Below are 15,267 nucleotides of genomic sequence, written 5' to 3' on the forward strand. Positions count from 1 at the left end.
TGCTCTTTACAAACTATATCGGTAGATTATTCAGCGTTCCTTGACAAAAGTGCAGGTTTTTTCAAGTAATTGGCTACGCCCCGTGTTCAGGTCTCGGAAAGCAGCAAGGACCAGGGGGTTTTTTGCCAGGCCACAACCTCTTCTCGCAGCAGATGGGCGGACTGCGGATAGCTTTGCGACCAGCCTGCACGGGTGCTGAGCAAGAACTGGCTGGGCTGTGCCGGGTCCTGGGTGAGTTGCAGTCCCGTGGTGTCGGGATCGCGGCGGGCGTGGCTCAAAATGGTGGCCAGCCGCAGGCACAGCAGCTGCTGCACAAACACCCCATCGGCGAAGTCGAGTTCCAGCTTGCGCAGCTTGCCGCGGTGGCCCAGTACCAACTGGCTCAGGCGGTGCAGCTCCGACAGCGCGAAACCGGGCGCATCGGCGTGGTCAAGGATGTAGGCGCCGTGCTTGTGGTAGTAGCTGTGCGAAATCTGGCAGCCGATTTCATGCAGGTAACCGGCCCAATTGAGCTTGCGCTGCAGGCGAGCCGACTCGGCGACGGACATGCCGCTTTGCAACTGCAGCTGGCTGAACAGGGCGCAAGCATGGTGGGCCACGCGCTGGGCCTGCAGCGTATCCACATCGAAGCGCGAAGCCATGCGTTGCACCGAGACCGCGCGCAGGTCGGTGTCTTCCTGGCCGCGGGCCACCAGGTCGTACAGCACGCCGTGGCGCAGCGCACCGTCGGCTGCATGCATTTCCTCGATGCCCAGCAGGTCGAACACCGCGCGCAGTACGCTTATGCCGCCACCGATAACCAGCTTGCGGTCATCCTTCATGCCTTCGAAGCGCAGTTTGTCGACGGTTTGGGCCTTCAAAAGACGTTCGCTGATCCAGTCCAGGCCTTCGCGGTTGATCAGGTTTTGCTGCCAGCCGGCTGCGTGCAGGATGTCGGCGACGGCGCCCACCGTGCCGGAGGAGCCGTAGGCCACGTCCCAGGTGTCGCGGCGGTAGGCGTTCAGGGCTTCGTCCAGCACGGCCTTGGCCGCAATCTCGGCGATGCGGAACGCATCGCGGGTGAACTGCCCTTGGGGAAAGTACTTCATCGACCAGGCCACACTGCCCACCCGGAAGGATTCCATGACGGTGGCGTCGTAGCCTTGTCCCAGAATCATTTCGGTGGAGCGTCCGCCGATATCGACCACCAGGCGCCGCTCTTGGGACTGCGGCAGCAGGCGGGCTACGCCCTGGTAGATCAGCCGGGCCTCTTCGCGGCCGGGGATGACATCGATGGGGAAGCCCAGAATTTCATGCGCCTTGGCCAGGAAGGCGTCGCGGTTGCGGGCTTCGCGCAGGGTTTGGGTGGCGACTGCACGTACCTGGTGGCGTTCGAAACCGGCCAGCCGCTCGCCGAATCGGGCCAGGCAGTCCCAGCCGCGCTGCATGGCTTCCGGGCTGAGGTTGCGGTTTTCGTCCAGGCCGTTGCCTTGGCGGACGGTTTCTTTCAGGTATTCGGTGCGGTGGATTTGCCCGTGGTCCAGGCGACCAATTTCCAGGCGAAAGCTGTTGGAGCCCAGGTCCAGGGCGGCGAGAAGTGTTCCGTTTTGCATGGTGTTGCCGCAATTTTTGTGGGCGCAGCATAGCACCCATGCCGAACCGGGTTTACGCTTATTTTTGTCACATGGCTGTCACACAATCTTCTTAAATTAGCGCCATCGCAACGGTGTACCAGTTCGGTGCAACGTCAGCTTGGTTCCTACTCATTTAAAAGGGTTTAGTTATGCAAACACGTTTCAAGATCGCCATGGTCAGCCTTGCAGGTTCGGCTGCCCTGTCTTTTGCCGGTTGGGCTGGCGCGCAGGAAATCACCGGTGCTGGTGCGACTTTCCCCGCTCCCGTGTACTCCAAGTGGGCGGCTGAGTACAACAAGGCGACTGGCGTCAAGATCAATTACCAGTCCGTAGGCTCCGGCGCCGGTATCAAGCAGATCGATTCCAAAACCGTGGATTTCGGCGCTTCCGACATGCCACAAACCGACGAAGTGCTGAAATCCAAGGGCCAGATGCAATTCCCCGCTGTGATCGGCGGCACCGTGCCCGTGGTCAATATCAAGGGCGTTGCACCCGGCCAACTGAAGCTGACCGGCCAGGTACTGGGCGACATTTTCCTGGGCAAGATCACCAAATGGAACGACGCGGCCCTGGTCGCACTGAACCCCGGCCTGCCATTGCCAGACGCCGCCATCTCCCCCGTGCGCCGCGCCGACGGCTCGGGTACCACCTTCAACTTCACCAACTATCTGAGCCGCGTCCATCCCGAGTGGAAGGAAAAAGTGGGTGAGGGCACAGCCGTCAACTGGCCTGTCGGCGCCGGCGGCAAGGGTAACGAAGGCGTGGCGGCATTCGTGAACCGCCTGCCCAATTCGATCGGCTACGTCGAATACGCCTACGTCAAGCAAAACAAGATGACTTATGCGCTGCTGAAGAACCGCGATGGCGTATTTGTGCAGCCCAGCGATACCGCCTTTGCAGCAGCAGCAGCTGGTGCCGACTGGAACAAGTCCTTCTACCAGCTGATCACCGACCAGCCCGGCAAGGAAGCCTGGCCTATCTCTACCGCGACCTTCATCCTGATGCACACCAAGCAGGACAAGCCCGCCAATGCGACCGAAGTGTTCAAGTTCTTCAACTGGGCTTACAAGAACGGCGCCAAGATTGCGGACGACCTGGATTACGTGCCTCTGCCTGCACCTGTGGTGGCCTCGATCGAGAAAGCCTGGGGCCAGGTCACCGATGGTGCTGGCAAGCCTGTCGCCATCAAGTAAGCCCTGTTACGGACCAAGGAGCAAAACGTGTCATCTACACTTCCGGCGAACGAGCTACCGTTGAACCCGTCTGCCAAGACTTCCGGACACGCGATGACCACTCCTCCCCGCCCCAAAGCGGCCCGTTCGGGCCCTGTCTTCGACCGCGTTTTTGCCTGGCTGGCCAAAGGCTCCGCCATCTTCACCCTGGTGATGCTGGTGGCGATCCTGGGCTCGCTGACAGTGAGCGCGTGGCCGGCGATTGACAAGTACGGACTGGGCTTCCTGACCAGCACGACCTGGGACCCGGTGAAAGAGGAGTTCGGTGGGCTGGTGATGATCTACGGCACCTTGATGACCTCGTTCATCGCCTTGCTGATCGCGGTGCCGGTGAGCTTCGGGATTGCGCTGTTTCTTACCGAGCTGTCGCCCGCCTGGCTCAAGCGGCCGTTGGGTACCGCGGTCGAGCTGCTGGCCGCCGTGCCATCCATCGTCTACGGCATGTGGGGCCTCCTGGTCTTCAGCCCGGTGTTGTCCACCTATGTGCAGCAGCCGCTGCAGGCCTTGTTCGGCGATGTGCCTTATGTAGGCGCCTTGTTCTCGGGCGCTCCGGTCGGTATAGGTATTTTGTCGGCCGGCATCATTTTGGCGATCATGATCATCCCGTTCATCGCCGCGGTGATGCGCGATGTGTTTGAAGTTACGCCCACCTTGCTGAAGGAATCGGCTTACGGCCTGGGTGCGACCACCTGGGAAGTCGTGTCCAAAGTGGTTTTGCCTTATACCAAGTCGGGTGTCATTGGCGGCATCATGCTGGGCCTGGGGCGCGCCATCGGCGAAACCATGGCGGTTACGTTCGTGATCGGCAATTTCAACCAGCTGGATTCCCTGAGCCTGTTCCAGGCGGCCAACAGCATTACCTCGGCGCTGGCCAACGAGTTCGCCGAAGCCGGCGAAGGCCTGCACCAGGGCGCTTTGATGTACCTGGGCCTGGTGCTGTTTTTTATTACTTTCGTCATTCTTTCCCTGTCCAAGCTCCTGCTGGCGCAGCTGCGGAAAAATGAAGGAGCCAAGACATGACCACGAGTGAAATGCTGTTGAAGGCCTCGGCGTTGGAGCAGACCCGCAGCGCCAAGTACGCCAAGCGTAAGCGCGTTAACCAGATTGCGCTGGTACTGGCCCTGGGGGCCATGGCCTTCGGCCTGTTCTGGCTGTTCTGGATTCTGTTTGAAACCGTGCGCCTGGGGATCGATGGCCTGAGCATTGCCACCCTGACCCAGATGACCCCGCCGCCGAACGACGAAGGCGGGCTGGCCAACGCCATCTACGGTTCGTTCCTGATGGTGACATTGGCGACGGTCGTGGGTGCGCCAGTGGGCATCATGGCCGGTATTTACCTGGCCGAGTACGACTCCAAGGGTTGGCTGGCTTCTGCCACCCGGTTCGTGAACGACATCCTGCTGTCGGCACCCAGCATCGTGATCGGATTGTTCGTCTATGCGGTGGTGGTGTCGCGCTTCAAGTCGTTCTCGGGTTGGGCGGGCATCGTGGCCTTGGCCTTGATCGTGATCCCGGTGGTGATTCGCACCACCGAGAACATGCTGCAGCTGATTCCCCCTGGTTTGCGCGAAGCCGCCTACGCACTGGGTACGCCCAAGTGGAAGGTGATTTTGAGCATCACGCTCAAGGCCGCACGGGCTGGCGTGGTCACCGGTGTGATGCTGGCGGTAGCCCGTATCGCCGGTGAAACCGCTCCCTTGCTGTTTACCGCGCTGAGCAATCAGTTCTGGACCTCCAGCCTGAACCAGCCCATGGCCAGCCTACCGGTCACCATCTTCAAATTTGCGATGAGCCCCTATGAAAACTGGCAAAAGCTGGCATGGGCAGGGGTTTTCCTGATCACCATGGCCGTCCTGGGCTTGAATATTCTGGCCCGCGCCTGGGCTGGCTCCAACAAAGGTTAACCATGCAAACTGCAACTGCTAACACTTCCAAAATTTCGGTTAAGAACCTGAACTTCTACTACGGCAAGTTCCATGCGCTCAAGGGCATCAACATGGAAATTCCCGACAAGAAAGTCACTGCCTTCATCGGTCCGTCGGGCTGCGGCAAGTCCACGCTGCTGCGCATCTTCAACCGCATGTTCGAGCTCTACCCCGAGCAACGCGCCGAAGGCGAGATCCTGCTGGACGGCGAGAACCTGCTGACCAGCAAGAAAGACGTGGCCCTGCTGCGTGCCAAGGTCGGCATGGTGTTCCAGAAGCCCACGCCGTTCCCCATGTCCATCTACGACAACATCACCTTCGGCGTGAAGCTGTTTGAAGACCTGAACACCACCGACATGGAAGAGCGCGTAGAGTGGGCACTGCGTAAGGCCGCACTGTGGAGCGAGGTGAAGGACAAGCTGAACCAGAGCGGCTCCAGCCTGTCGGGCGGCCAGCAGCAGCGCTTGTGCATTGCCCGCGGCATTGCGATCAAGCCCGAAGTGCTGTTGCTCGACGAACCCTGTTCGGCGCTGGACCCGATTTCCACGTCCAAGGTGGAAGAGCTGATTACCGAGCTGAAGAACGACTACACCGTGGTGATCGTGACCCACAACATGCAGCAGGCCGCCCGCTGCAGCGACTACACCGCCTATATGTATCTGGGCGACCTGATGGAGTTTGGCGCCACCGAAGACATTTTCTTCAAGCCCAAGCGCAAAGAGACCGAGGATTACATCACCGGTCGTTTCGGTTAACTGCCCGGAGAACACACCATGCCTGATAAACATCTTTCCAGCCAGTTCGACAGCGAACTCAATGGCGTTTCCAGCCGCGTGATGGAACTGGGTGGTCTGGTCGAATCGCAGATTCGCCAGGCCATCTACTCCTTGTCGCAGTTCAGCGTGGAAGTGGCTGACCAGGTTGCCGAAGCCGAGTCGCGCGTGAACGCGATGGAGATCGAAATCGACCGCGAACTCTCCAGCATCATTGCCCGCCGCCAGCCGACCGCCCGTGACTTGCGTTTGCTGATCGCCATCTCCAAGACCACGGCCAATCTGGAGCGCGTGGGCGACGAAGCCAATAAGATCGCCCGCATGGCCAAGTCGATCGCCCACAGCGGCGCGCCACGCTCCCTGCCGACGCTGGACCTGCGGGTATCGGCCGACATGGCTTCGGGCCTGCTGCGCAAGGCGCTGGACGCATTTGCCCGGCTCGACGTTGCGGCGGCCGTCAACATCCTGAAGGAAGACGACTTGCTCGACAAAGAGTTCGACGGCTTTGTGCGCAAGCTCATCACCTACATGATGGAAGACCCCCGCACCATTTCCGCCAGCCTGGACCTGCTGTTCATTGCCAAGGCGATCGAGCGGATTGGCGACCATTCCAAGAACATTGCCGAATTCATCATCTACATCGTCCGAGGTGAAGATGTGCGCCATGCCACGGCAGCACAAGTGGAGTCGGCACTGCAATGAAAACCATGCCCCGGGTCTTGATCGTCGAAGACGAGCCCGCGATTGCCGAGCTGATCGCGGTGAATCTGCGCCACAGCGGCTTCCAGCCTACCTGGGCGATGGACAGCGTGACTGCCCAGTGCGAGCTGGATGCGGTGCTGCCCGATGTGATCTTGCTGGACTGGATGCTGCCCGGCGAGAGCGGCCTGTCGTTGGCCAAGAAATGGCGCGCCCATCCGCGCACCAAGGCGGTTCCCATCATCTTGCTGACCGCCCGCAGTGACGAAAGCGACCGCGTGGCCGGCCTGGATGCAGGTGCCGACGACTACATCTCCAAGCCTTTCTCCACCAAGGAAATGCTGGCCCGCATCCGCGCGGTATTGCGCCGCCGGGCGCCCGAGCAGGACGACGGTGTGGTCAGTATCGGCGCGTTGGTGCTGGACGCCGCGACCTACCGGGTCACGTTCCAGGAGCAGGCGGTGAAGATCGGTCCGACCGAATTCAAGCTGTTGCACTACCTGATGAAGCATGCAGAGCGGGTCCATACCCGTTCCCAGCTGCTGGACCGGGTCTGGGGCGACCACGTGTTTATCGAGGAACGCACAGTCGATGTGCATGTGAAGCGCTTGCGCGAAGCCCTGGGTGCGGGCGGCGCAATGGTGGAGACCGTGCGCGGTGCGGGCTATCGCATCACCGCGCAGCCTGTGGCCGCCGTGCCGCCGGCACAGCCCGCGGTTTCTGCCGCTTGATTCCCAGGATGGCGCATCTGCCGCCATCCGCATCCTCTTTTCTTCCCCTATGTGGTTTCGATTTTTAAGCTTTTTGGGCCTACAGCTGGGCGCGGGCGTGCTCGGCTGGGAGTGGCTGGGCTACCCCGGCGCACTGGCCGGTGTGGTACTGGCGGGGGCGGCCTGGATGCTGCTCGACGCCGTGCGCGGTTTGCGCGTGATGCACTGGCTGCGCACCGGCGAGGCCAGCCAGGCCCCGCATATGCAGGGTTGGTGGGGTGAAATCACCGACCGCACCCGCCGTTGGCTGCGCCAGACGCAGCAGAAGATGCAGGACGCAGAAACCCGGCTGCAGGAGTTTTTGGCGGCCATCCAGGCCTCGCCCAACGGCGTGGTGCTGCTGGACGCGCAGGGGCGCATCGAGTGGTGCAACGATATTGCAGCCGAGCATTTTGGTTTTGACGCCCAGCGCGATCTGCAGCAGCAGATTGGCAACCTGGTGCGCGACCCGGCGTTCGCCGCCTACTATGCCGACCCGGATACCGCGCGCGGCACGGTGATGCTGGGGCGGGGCGGTACTGCAAGCCGTCCACTGCGGCTGTCGGTGCACCTGCATCCCTACGGTGAAGGCCGCAAGCTGCTGCTGTCGCGTGACGTGACCGCGGTAGAGCAGGCGGAAGCCATGCGCCGCGACTTCGTGGCCAATGTGTCGCATGAGATCCGCACGCCCTTGACGGTGATGTCGGGCTTTGTCGAAACCATGCAGAGCCTGCCGCTGGACGAGGGCCAGCGTGAGCGCTACCTGGGCTTTATGGCGCAGCAGGCCGAGCGCATGCAAACCCTGGTAAGCGATTTGCTGACCCTGTCCAGCATCGAGGGCAGCCCCATGCCCAGCAGCAGTGCGTGGATCGTGCTGCACGACCTGATGGCGCAGTGCGCACGCGAGGCCGAGGCCTTGTCGGGCATGGTGACTGCCGGCCAAGCCAAGTCCCATGTGCTGCGCTTCGGGCCCATGCCCGAGGGCATGGTGGCGGGCGCCTCCAGCGAGTTGCTGAGCGCCATGTCGAACCTGGTCAGCAATGCGGTGCGCTACACGCCGGCGGGCGGTCGCATCGAGGTGCGGTGGCAGCCTTTGCCGGATGGGCGGGCCGAGTTTTCGGTCAAGGATACCGGCCCCGGCATTGCCGCCGAACATATTTCACGCTTGACGGAGCGCTTCTACCGGGTTGATCCCAGCCGCTCCCGCGAAACCGGGGGCACCGGCCTGGGGCTGGCCATCGTCAAGCATGTAGTGCAACGCCACGGCGCCGAGCTGCAGATTGACAGCACCGTGGGTCAGGGCTCGCGTTTTGCCATCGTGTTCCCCGCCAACCGCCTGCGTTTGGAAGCCCAGCCGGCTTACGCCAAATAGTTGATTGCTATTTAATTTATAGCTGCTGGCGCAGGTGAAATAAGCGCCAGAGCCTTAAAACTTATGGATTTGCGCGCTGGTACAGGCGCACGGCTTCGCCATTGTCGGCGCGGCGTCGCACGTTCAGGCGCAGCACCCAGGGCTTCATGTCAAGCTTTTGGCTGGGCGGGCGCGAGGTGGCGGTGTCGACCAGCAGCCAGCCGCACTGGGGTGTCTTGCCAGCGGGTTTGAGCTTCAGCTTGCCGTGGAACTGGAATGCCGCAACCTGGCCACGCGTCAGGTTGTCAAATTCCACGCAGGCTGGTGTTGCCTGTGCCGGGCTTTGCGCGTGTATCACCCGGTTGATGTTGCGTACCAGCGGCACATAGCTGCGGCCGTAGTCCATGGCGGGCAGGCCCAGGGTGGTCAGCAGCAGCCAGCACAGGGCCGTGCCACCGGCAGGCAGTACCAGGCTCTTCCAGATGGCGGATCGGTGCCGCCCAACCCGCCATTTGACCAGCCAGACCCAGACCAGGGTGGCCATGCTGGCAATCAGAAACGGCAGCCAGGTGAAGCTGGGCATGAAGCCGGGCAATAGCTTGGCCAGATTGGCCGCCGGTTGCCGCGGTACACCGGTCTGCGCGGCGATCCACACCACCCAGATCATCAGCGCAAAGATGGTGAAGAAAAGCAAGGTGAACCAGTCCACCAACGCCGTCACGGTGCGGCTGAAAGTGGGCAAGGCAAACGCCGCCAAGGTGGCCAGCGCAGGCAAGGCCAGCAGCAGGGAGCGATCGGCCGCATCGGTGGTCAGGGTCGCCCCCAGGGCCACCGCCACAAACCACAGCGGCAGGGCCAGATGGCGGCCAAAATTGCCGCTGGTCAGCTGGCGGCGCCAACGCCACAGCGTCCATAGTGCCAACGGCCATGCCGGCCAGGTGAACCAGAGCAAGAGCCTGGCCATGCTGCGCAGATTGGACCAGCTGGCTTCGGGCGCCTCGATGCGCCAGCGCCATTGGTCGAGGTACCAGGCCAGCAGCGCCACCCCGGTGGTGATCGCCAGCACGGCCACGGACCAGCGCAGGCTGCGTGGCGCATTGCGTTGTTCGCCGGGTTCGGTTTCGCCGTGGGATTCGCTGCGGTCCAGGAAGCACACGACGGCGCCGCCCAGGCCCAGCAGCACCGCCATGCTGGGCGCGCCCGAGAGCGCCAGGCCTGCCAGGCCCACAGCGACACCGAGCGCCGGCACCCAGGTGCGGTACGGCATGGCCGACAGTGCAAAAAAGCTCAGCGCGGTGAACGCCAGCTGGGCCAGCGCGGGCGTGGTTTCGTGCGACAGCTGGGCCATGCCCAGGCAGGCGATCATGGCCAGCAGGCCGCCATCGGCCATAGCCCGGGCGTAGTCTGCGGGCCGGGCCTCGCCACCAAAGGCGAATGCCACGGGCTGGGCACGTGGGCTGCGGGCCAGGTAGTACACCGCATACCAGGTGGCACCCAGGGTGGCGGCCAGCAGCAGGATGAACGGCAGGCGGGCGGCGAAGTCGGGCGCCCATCCGCTGGGGGCCAGCTGCATCGCCCAGGCGCCCAGCCAATAGGGCAGCAGGGCTTCAATCTCCGGCGGGCGGCCCAGCAACTGGGGCTGCAGCCAGTCGCTGGCACCGCGCGCCAGCTCGGCCATGTAGCCAAAGGCCGTCATGTCGTGGTTGCGCCAGGGCTCGCGGCCGACGAAGCCCGGCAGCACATAGGCCAGGCACAACAGCCACAGTGCAATCCGTGGCAGACGGCGAACGGCGCTTTGCGCCACGATGGCAGGGGTGGGGTGGTTCACAGCGAGAGGATATAGGACTTATGCAGCGCGCCGGTAAAGCCTTGCCGGCCTCTTGCTGGGCCCAGACATCAGACGGCGGATAAAACAAAAGGGCAGCGCGGATAAACCGGGCTGCCCCTGTGCGGATGCGGGAAAACTTATTCTGCGGCTGGCGTAGCTGCAGCGGTGGTCTTGCCGAAACGGTTGCGGAAACGTTCCACGCGGCCACCCATGTTGTCCACGGATTTTTGCGTACCGGTGTAGAAAGGATGGGATTCGCTGGAGGTATCCAGCTTGTACAGCGGCAGTTCGCGGCCGTCTTCCATCTTGATCATTTCCTTGGCGTTAACGCAAGAACGGGTCACAAACTTGAAGTTGTTGGACAAGTCCAGGAAACACACTTCGCGGTAGTTGGGGTGAATGCCTTCTTTCATAGCTCTTCCTTGTTCAATTGCGTTAGCCGCCCGGTGCCTTGGGTAAAGTGCTTACCCAATTCAAAAGCCCGGTACTTTTCGCGATTAGCCTTCGATTATATCCCGAAAATTTAAGCCTTTGGCTTTTCACTTTGTAGAGCCGCCCCTTGGGGGTGGCGCATTCAACGTAGCGTAGCGCAGTGAAAAGCCGGGGACTGAAAGTTTTTATCCGCCACGACGCATCATGTCGAAGAACTCGGTGTTGTTCTTCGTGGATTTCATGTTCTTTAACATCAGTTCCATGGATTCGATCTCGTCCATGTTGTACATGAACTGGCGCAGGATGCGGCTCTTTTGCAGGATCTCGGGCGACAGCAGCAGTTCTTCGCGGCGGGTGCCACTGCGGTTCAGCTGGATCGACGGGAACACGCGCTTTTCGTACAAACGGCGGTCCAGGTGGATTTCGCAGTTGCCAGTGCCCTTGAATTCTTCAAAGATCACTTCGTCCATGCGGCTGCCGGTGTCGACCAGGGCGGTGGCAATGATGGTCAGCGAGCCACCTTCTTCGACATTGCGGGCCGCGCCCAGGAAGCGCTTGGGGCGCTGCAGTGCGTTGGAATCTACGCCGCCGGTCAGCACCTTGCCTGAGCTGGGCACAACGTTGTTGTAGGCGCGGGCCAGGCGGGTGATCGAGTCCAGCAGGATCACCACGTCTTTTTTCAGCTCGACCAGGCGCTTGGCGCGTTCGATCACCATTTCGGCCACGTGTACGTGGCGCGCGGCGGGCTCGTCGAAGGTGGAGGCGATGACTTCGCCCTTCACCGAGCGCTGCATTTCGGTCACTTCTTCCGGCCGCTCGTCGACCAGCAGCACCATCATGTGGCTGTTCGGGTAGTTGGCGGCAATGGCGTGCGCCATGTGCTGCATCATCACCGTCTTGCCGCTCTTGGGCGGGGCGACCAGCAGGGCACGCTGGCCTTTGCCGATGGGTGCAACGATGTCGATGATGCGGCCGGTGATGTTTTCTTCGCCCTTGATGTCGCGTTCCAGCTTCATCTGTTCCTTGGGGAACAGCGGGGTCAAGTTTTCGAACATGACCTTGTGCTTGTTCTCTTCGGGGCCGCCGCCGTTGACCTTGTCGAGCTTGTTCAGCGCGAAGTAGCGTTCGCCGTCCTTGGGCGTGCGCACTTCGCCTTCGATCATGTCGCCGGTGTGCAGATTGAAGCGGCGCACCTGGCTCGGGCTGATGTAGATGTCGTCGGTCGACGCGGTGTAGCTGGTGTCGGGGCTGCGCAGAAAGCCGAAGCCGTCCGGCAGGATTTCCAGCACGCCATCGGCAATGATCTGCTCGCCAGTGCGGGCGCGCTTTTTGATGATGGCAAACATCAGCTCCTGCTTGCGCATACGGCCAGTGTTCTCAATTTCAAGTTCTTCGGCTTGCTTGAGGACTTCAGACACGTGCAGTGCCTTGAGTTCGTTTAAGTGCATGGATGGACTCCTGTGAGGAGTTCTTTGAGGAAAAGGGGGGGAGGTTATGAGGAGGCTAGAAGGGCCTCACAAACCGGGAACTCGAACCGTCTTGCGGGGTAGCAGTCGGGTGAATGGGTGAATTATGACAGGAAAAAACGAAGCCACCGCAGGGGTGGCTTCAGGGAATGCGCTATCAGGCCAGCTGCTGGTCGATAAAAGCGGTCAGTTGGGCCTTGCTCATGGCGCCAACCTTGGTGGCTGCGAGCTCGCCGCCCTTGAAAATCATCAGGGTGGGAATGCCACGGATGCCGAACTTGGCGGGGATGTCGCGGTTCTCATCGACATTCATCTTGGTGATCTGCAGCTTACCTGCATAACCGGTAGCCACTTCGTCGAGAATCGGGGCAATCATTTTGCAAGGACCGCACCATTCGGCCCAGTAATCGACCAGTACCGGAGTGTTGGACTTCAAGACGTCCGCGTCGAAGCTTGCGTCCGAGATGTGTTTGATGAGTTCGTTGGCCATGGGGGTTCCTTAAACAAGTGCCGATACGACTAAAGTTGCGGCATTGTGACAGAAAGCAAGAGTCCTCGTCGCCGTGTACCGTGCTATCACAGGCATAGCGAAAAACCATTTCCCTCCCTGCGCCACCGCTCCACTTATGCCATCTTCTTTTGACCCGTTATGGCATGCGCCCGGCACCGGCCTGCTGGCCCAAATGCGGGCGGCCATGGCGCAGCGCCAGGCCCACCCGGCGCGCACCGTGGTTTTGCTGCCCTATGCCCAGCTGATGCCGCTGGCGCAGCGGTTCTGGGCCCAGGCCGCGCCCGACGGCTTTGCCCCGCGTTTCGAATCCACCCTGAACTGGTCGCATGGCCTGGGCGGTGTGGCCGTGGGCGCACACGACCTGCGTTTCGATACCGCCATGGACATGCTGCAGGCCCCGGTGCTGCTGGAGAGCGCAGGCCTGGGCGCGCAACGCGAGGCCTTGTCGGCCCGGCTGGTCGAAGCCGCCCACCAGCTGGCGCCGCTGGCCGCCGCCGTGCCGCCCGCTCAGCGCGCCGACTGGGCCGTGCAGGCCCGCAATGCCGTGGCCCTGGGCATGGAGGCGCCGGTGCTGGCACTCGAATGCGTGGTGGCCCGGATCGCGCTGGAATGGGCTGCGGCCTCGGCCTATGCCACCGATGTGCTGTGGAGCCCGTCCGTGCCCGCGGCGCTGGACTGCATCATCGTGCTCGATGGCTTCCAGACCGAGCCACTGGTGGAGGCGCTGTGCCGCAGCTGGGGCGACAAGGTGGCACGGCTGACCCGGCCTGAGCCACCGGCGCCGGCCATGCCCGCGCTGCACGCGGCCAGCGATTCCGAAGACGAAGCCCTGCGCGCCGCCGCCTGCGTGCTGCGCCACATCGAGGCCGGGCGCACGCCCGTCGCCCTGGTGGCCACCGACCGCCTGCTGACCCGGCGCATCCGCGCCATGCTGGCCGCGCAGAACGTGCGCATCCGCGATGAAACCGGCTGGAAGCTGTCCACCACCCGGGCCGCTGCCCAGATGGTGGTGACCCTGCGCGCCGCCCGCTGGGACGCCAGCAGCGACGCGGTGCTGGACTGGCTGAAGAACGCCCCGGCCTTCCGTCCGCGCACGGTCCAAGCCCTGGAGAAAGCGCTGCGCAAAGCCGCGGTGCAGAGCTGGTCGGCCTGGAGCCCCGAGGCTACGCCCAGGCAGCCCGCGGTATCTGATGCGGTGCGCCTGGCGAACCAGTTGCGCGCCACGCTGCAAGCCTCCCGGCCTTTGGTGCAGTGGCTGGCCGCGGTGCGTGCGCTGCTGCAAGCCAGCGGCCAATGGCCGGTATTGGTGGCGGATGCGGCCGGCGCCAAACTGCTGGCCGCGCTGCGGCTGGAGGAGGGCGCCGAGGCCGAATTCGCCCACTTGCCGCAAGCTGCGCGCCGCCTGCGCCTGGCCGAGTTCAGCGGCTGGGTTGGCGATGCCCTGGAGGCCGCCAGCTATGTGCCCGACCACCCGCAGGACGAGCAGGTGGTGGTGTTGCCGCTGAGCCAGTTGCTGGCCCGGCCGTTCCCGGCCCTGGTGCTGCCCGGCTGCGACGAGGTGCGTCTGGCCGTGTCGCCCGAGCCGCCCGGCGCCTGGACCGCCAGCCAGCGCGAAGCCTTGGGGCTGCCTTCGCGCGCCGTGCTGGAGGCCGCCAGCCGCGCCGCCTGGGCCAATGCGCTGCAAACCCCGCACACCGATGTGCTGTGGCGGCAAAGCGATGCCTCCGGCGAGACCCTGCTGGCCAGCCCCTTGGTGCAGGCGCTGTGGGCGGAGTCCGCACTGGCGCCGGCTGACGACCCGCGGGTGCCGCGCAGCCTGGCGCCCCAGCCCAGTCTGCGGCCCTTGCCGGTGGGTGCGGCGTTGCCGGTGCAGCGTCTGTCGGCCAGTGCCTACGAGGATTTGCGCCGCTGCCCATACCGCTTTTTCGGCCTGCGCCAGCTGGGCTTGCAGGAGTCGCAGGAGTTGACGGGCGAGGTCGACAAGCGCGATTTCGGCACCTGGCTGCATGCGGTGCTGAAAACCTTCCATGAGGCATTAAATATGGCTCCAGCGCAGAATATATCTGCGCGGGTAGCTATGATTAACGTAGCGGCTGAGCAGGTCACGCGCGATATGCATCTGGAGCCCGGCGAGTTCCTGCCGTTTGCCTCGGCCTGGCCGCGGGTACGCGACGGCTACCTGGCCTGGCTGGCGCCGCACGAGGCCGCGGGCGGGCGCTTCGAGCAGGCGGAGAGCGCGCTCCAGCTGCCGCTGGGCCCGCTGACCCTGATCGGCACCATAGACCGGGTCGACCAGGTGCATGCCGATGGCAGCACCACGGCCCTGGTCATCGACTACAAGACCGAAAACGCCCTGGCCACCCAGAAGCGCATCAAGCAGCCGCTGGAGGACACCCAACTGGCCTTCTACGCGGCCCTGCTGCCGCAGGACACCTTGCGTGCCGCCTACCTGAACGTGGGCGAGAAGGACGGCAGCCAGCTGTTCGAGCAAACCGAGGTGGTGGAAGCGCGCGACGCGCTGGTGCACGGCATCCTGGACGACATGCAGCGGATTGCCGATGGCGCCGTGCTGGCGGCACTGGGCGAGGGCGCGGCCTGCACCTTCTGCGCGGCGCGTGGCTTGTGCCGCAAGGACTGGTGGAGTGACTGAATACACCCACCAGGTGGGCCCGCGAGGAACGACGGGAG

Annotated in this window: 13 protein-coding genes; 8 read left to right on the forward strand and 5 right to left on the reverse strand. The window is 63.1% G+C overall.

Going from position 1 to position 15,267, the window contains the following annotated elements:
* Positions 1-86: 86 nt before the first annotated feature.
* Positions 87-1,592 carry an exopolyphosphatase gene (gene ppx / locus J2X19_RS13935; RefSeq protein WP_116606390.1) on the reverse strand — a complete coding sequence of 502 codons (1,506 nt, stop codon included), beginning with the start codon at positions 1,590-1,592 and terminating at the stop codon, positions 87-89.
* Between the two features lie 170 nt (positions 1,593-1,762).
* Here ppx and pstS point away from each other — a divergent pair, with 170 nt between their 5' ends.
* From pstS to phoR, 7 genes are read left to right on the forward strand one after another with little or no spacing between them, the layout of a single operon-like run.
* Positions 1,763-2,806, forward strand: a complete 1,044-nt coding sequence (gene pstS / locus J2X19_RS13940) for a phosphate ABC transporter substrate-binding protein PstS (protein WP_116606391.1) — start codon at positions 1,763-1,765, stop codon at positions 2,804-2,806.
* A gap of 27 nt (positions 2,807-2,833) precedes the next feature.
* Positions 2,834-3,865, forward strand: coding sequence for a phosphate ABC transporter permease subunit PstC (gene pstC / locus J2X19_RS13945; RefSeq protein WP_405048651.1), 1,032 nt, complete (start codon positions 2,834-2,836; stop codon positions 3,863-3,865).
* The gene (gene pstA, locus J2X19_RS13950) at positions 3,862-4,749 is read left to right on the forward strand and encodes a phosphate ABC transporter permease PstA (protein WP_092755205.1); all 888 of its coding nucleotides are present in this window, start codon (positions 3,862-3,864) and stop codon (positions 4,747-4,749) included. Before pstC ends, pstA begins: the two co-directional genes overlap by 4 nt.
* 2 nt (positions 4,750-4,751) lie before the next feature.
* Positions 4,752-5,525 (forward strand): phosphate ABC transporter ATP-binding protein PstB, encoded by a 774-nt coding sequence (gene pstB / locus J2X19_RS13955; protein ID WP_310373990.1) that lies wholly within the window; start codon positions 4,752-4,754, stop codon positions 5,523-5,525.
* Positions 5,526-5,543: 18 nt separating this feature from the next.
* Positions 5,544-6,245 carry a phosphate signaling complex protein PhoU gene (phoU, locus tag J2X19_RS13960; RefSeq protein ID WP_092755199.1) on the forward strand — a complete coding sequence of 234 codons (702 nt, stop codon included), beginning with the start codon at positions 5,544-5,546 and terminating at the stop codon, positions 6,243-6,245.
* The gene (gene phoB, locus J2X19_RS13965; protein ID WP_092755197.1) at positions 6,242-6,973 is read left to right on the forward strand and encodes a phosphate regulon transcriptional regulator PhoB; all 732 of its coding nucleotides are present in this window, start codon (positions 6,242-6,244) and stop codon (positions 6,971-6,973) included. The genes phoU and phoB overlap by 4 nt, the downstream gene beginning before the upstream one ends.
* A 49-nt stretch (positions 6,974-7,022) precedes the next feature.
* Entirely contained in the window at positions 7,023-8,363 is a 1,341-nt protein-coding gene (gene phoR, locus J2X19_RS13970; RefSeq protein ID WP_310373992.1) for a phosphate regulon sensor histidine kinase PhoR, read from the forward strand.
* Positions 8,364-8,424: 61 nt separating this feature from the next.
* On the opposite strand, the gene J2X19_RS13975 is transcribed toward phoR, so the two are convergent.
* The 4 genes from J2X19_RS13975 to trxA all read right to left on the reverse strand — a co-directional run bounded on the left by J2X19_RS13975 (position 8,425) and on the right by trxA (position 12,558).
* Positions 8,425-10,170 carry a hypothetical protein gene (locus J2X19_RS13975; RefSeq protein ID WP_310373994.1) on the reverse strand — a complete coding sequence of 582 codons (1,746 nt, stop codon included), beginning with the start codon at positions 10,168-10,170 and terminating at the stop codon, positions 8,425-8,427.
* A 137-nt stretch (positions 10,171-10,307) separates the two neighbouring features.
* The gene (locus J2X19_RS13980) at positions 10,308-10,583 is read right to left on the reverse strand and encodes a type B 50S ribosomal protein L31 (RefSeq protein ID WP_116606396.1); all 276 of its coding nucleotides are present in this window, start codon (positions 10,581-10,583) and stop codon (positions 10,308-10,310) included.
* Between the two features lie 204 nt (positions 10,584-10,787).
* Positions 10,788-12,050 carry a transcription termination factor Rho gene (gene rho, locus J2X19_RS13985; RefSeq protein ID WP_092755185.1) on the reverse strand — a complete coding sequence of 421 codons (1,263 nt, stop codon included), beginning with the start codon at positions 12,048-12,050 and terminating at the stop codon, positions 10,788-10,790.
* Between the two features lie 175 nt (positions 12,051-12,225).
* The gene (gene trxA, locus J2X19_RS13990) at positions 12,226-12,558 is read right to left on the reverse strand and encodes a thioredoxin TrxA (RefSeq protein ID WP_092755182.1); all 333 of its coding nucleotides are present in this window, start codon (positions 12,556-12,558) and stop codon (positions 12,226-12,228) included.
* 136 nt (positions 12,559-12,694) lie between these two features.
* Between trxA and J2X19_RS13995 the strand changes: the two genes are divergently transcribed.
* A complete protein-coding gene (locus J2X19_RS13995; RefSeq protein ID WP_310373997.1) occupies positions 12,695-15,229 on the forward strand; it encodes a PD-(D/E)XK nuclease family protein in 2,535 nt (844 codons plus the stop codon).
* Positions 15,230-15,267: the final 38 nt, after the last annotated feature.

The sequence above is a fragment of the Rhodoferax ferrireducens genome (assembly GCF_031458075.1).
Lineage (GTDB): Bacteria > Pseudomonadota > Gammaproteobacteria > Burkholderiales > Burkholderiaceae_C > Rhodoferax_B > Rhodoferax_B ferrireducens_A.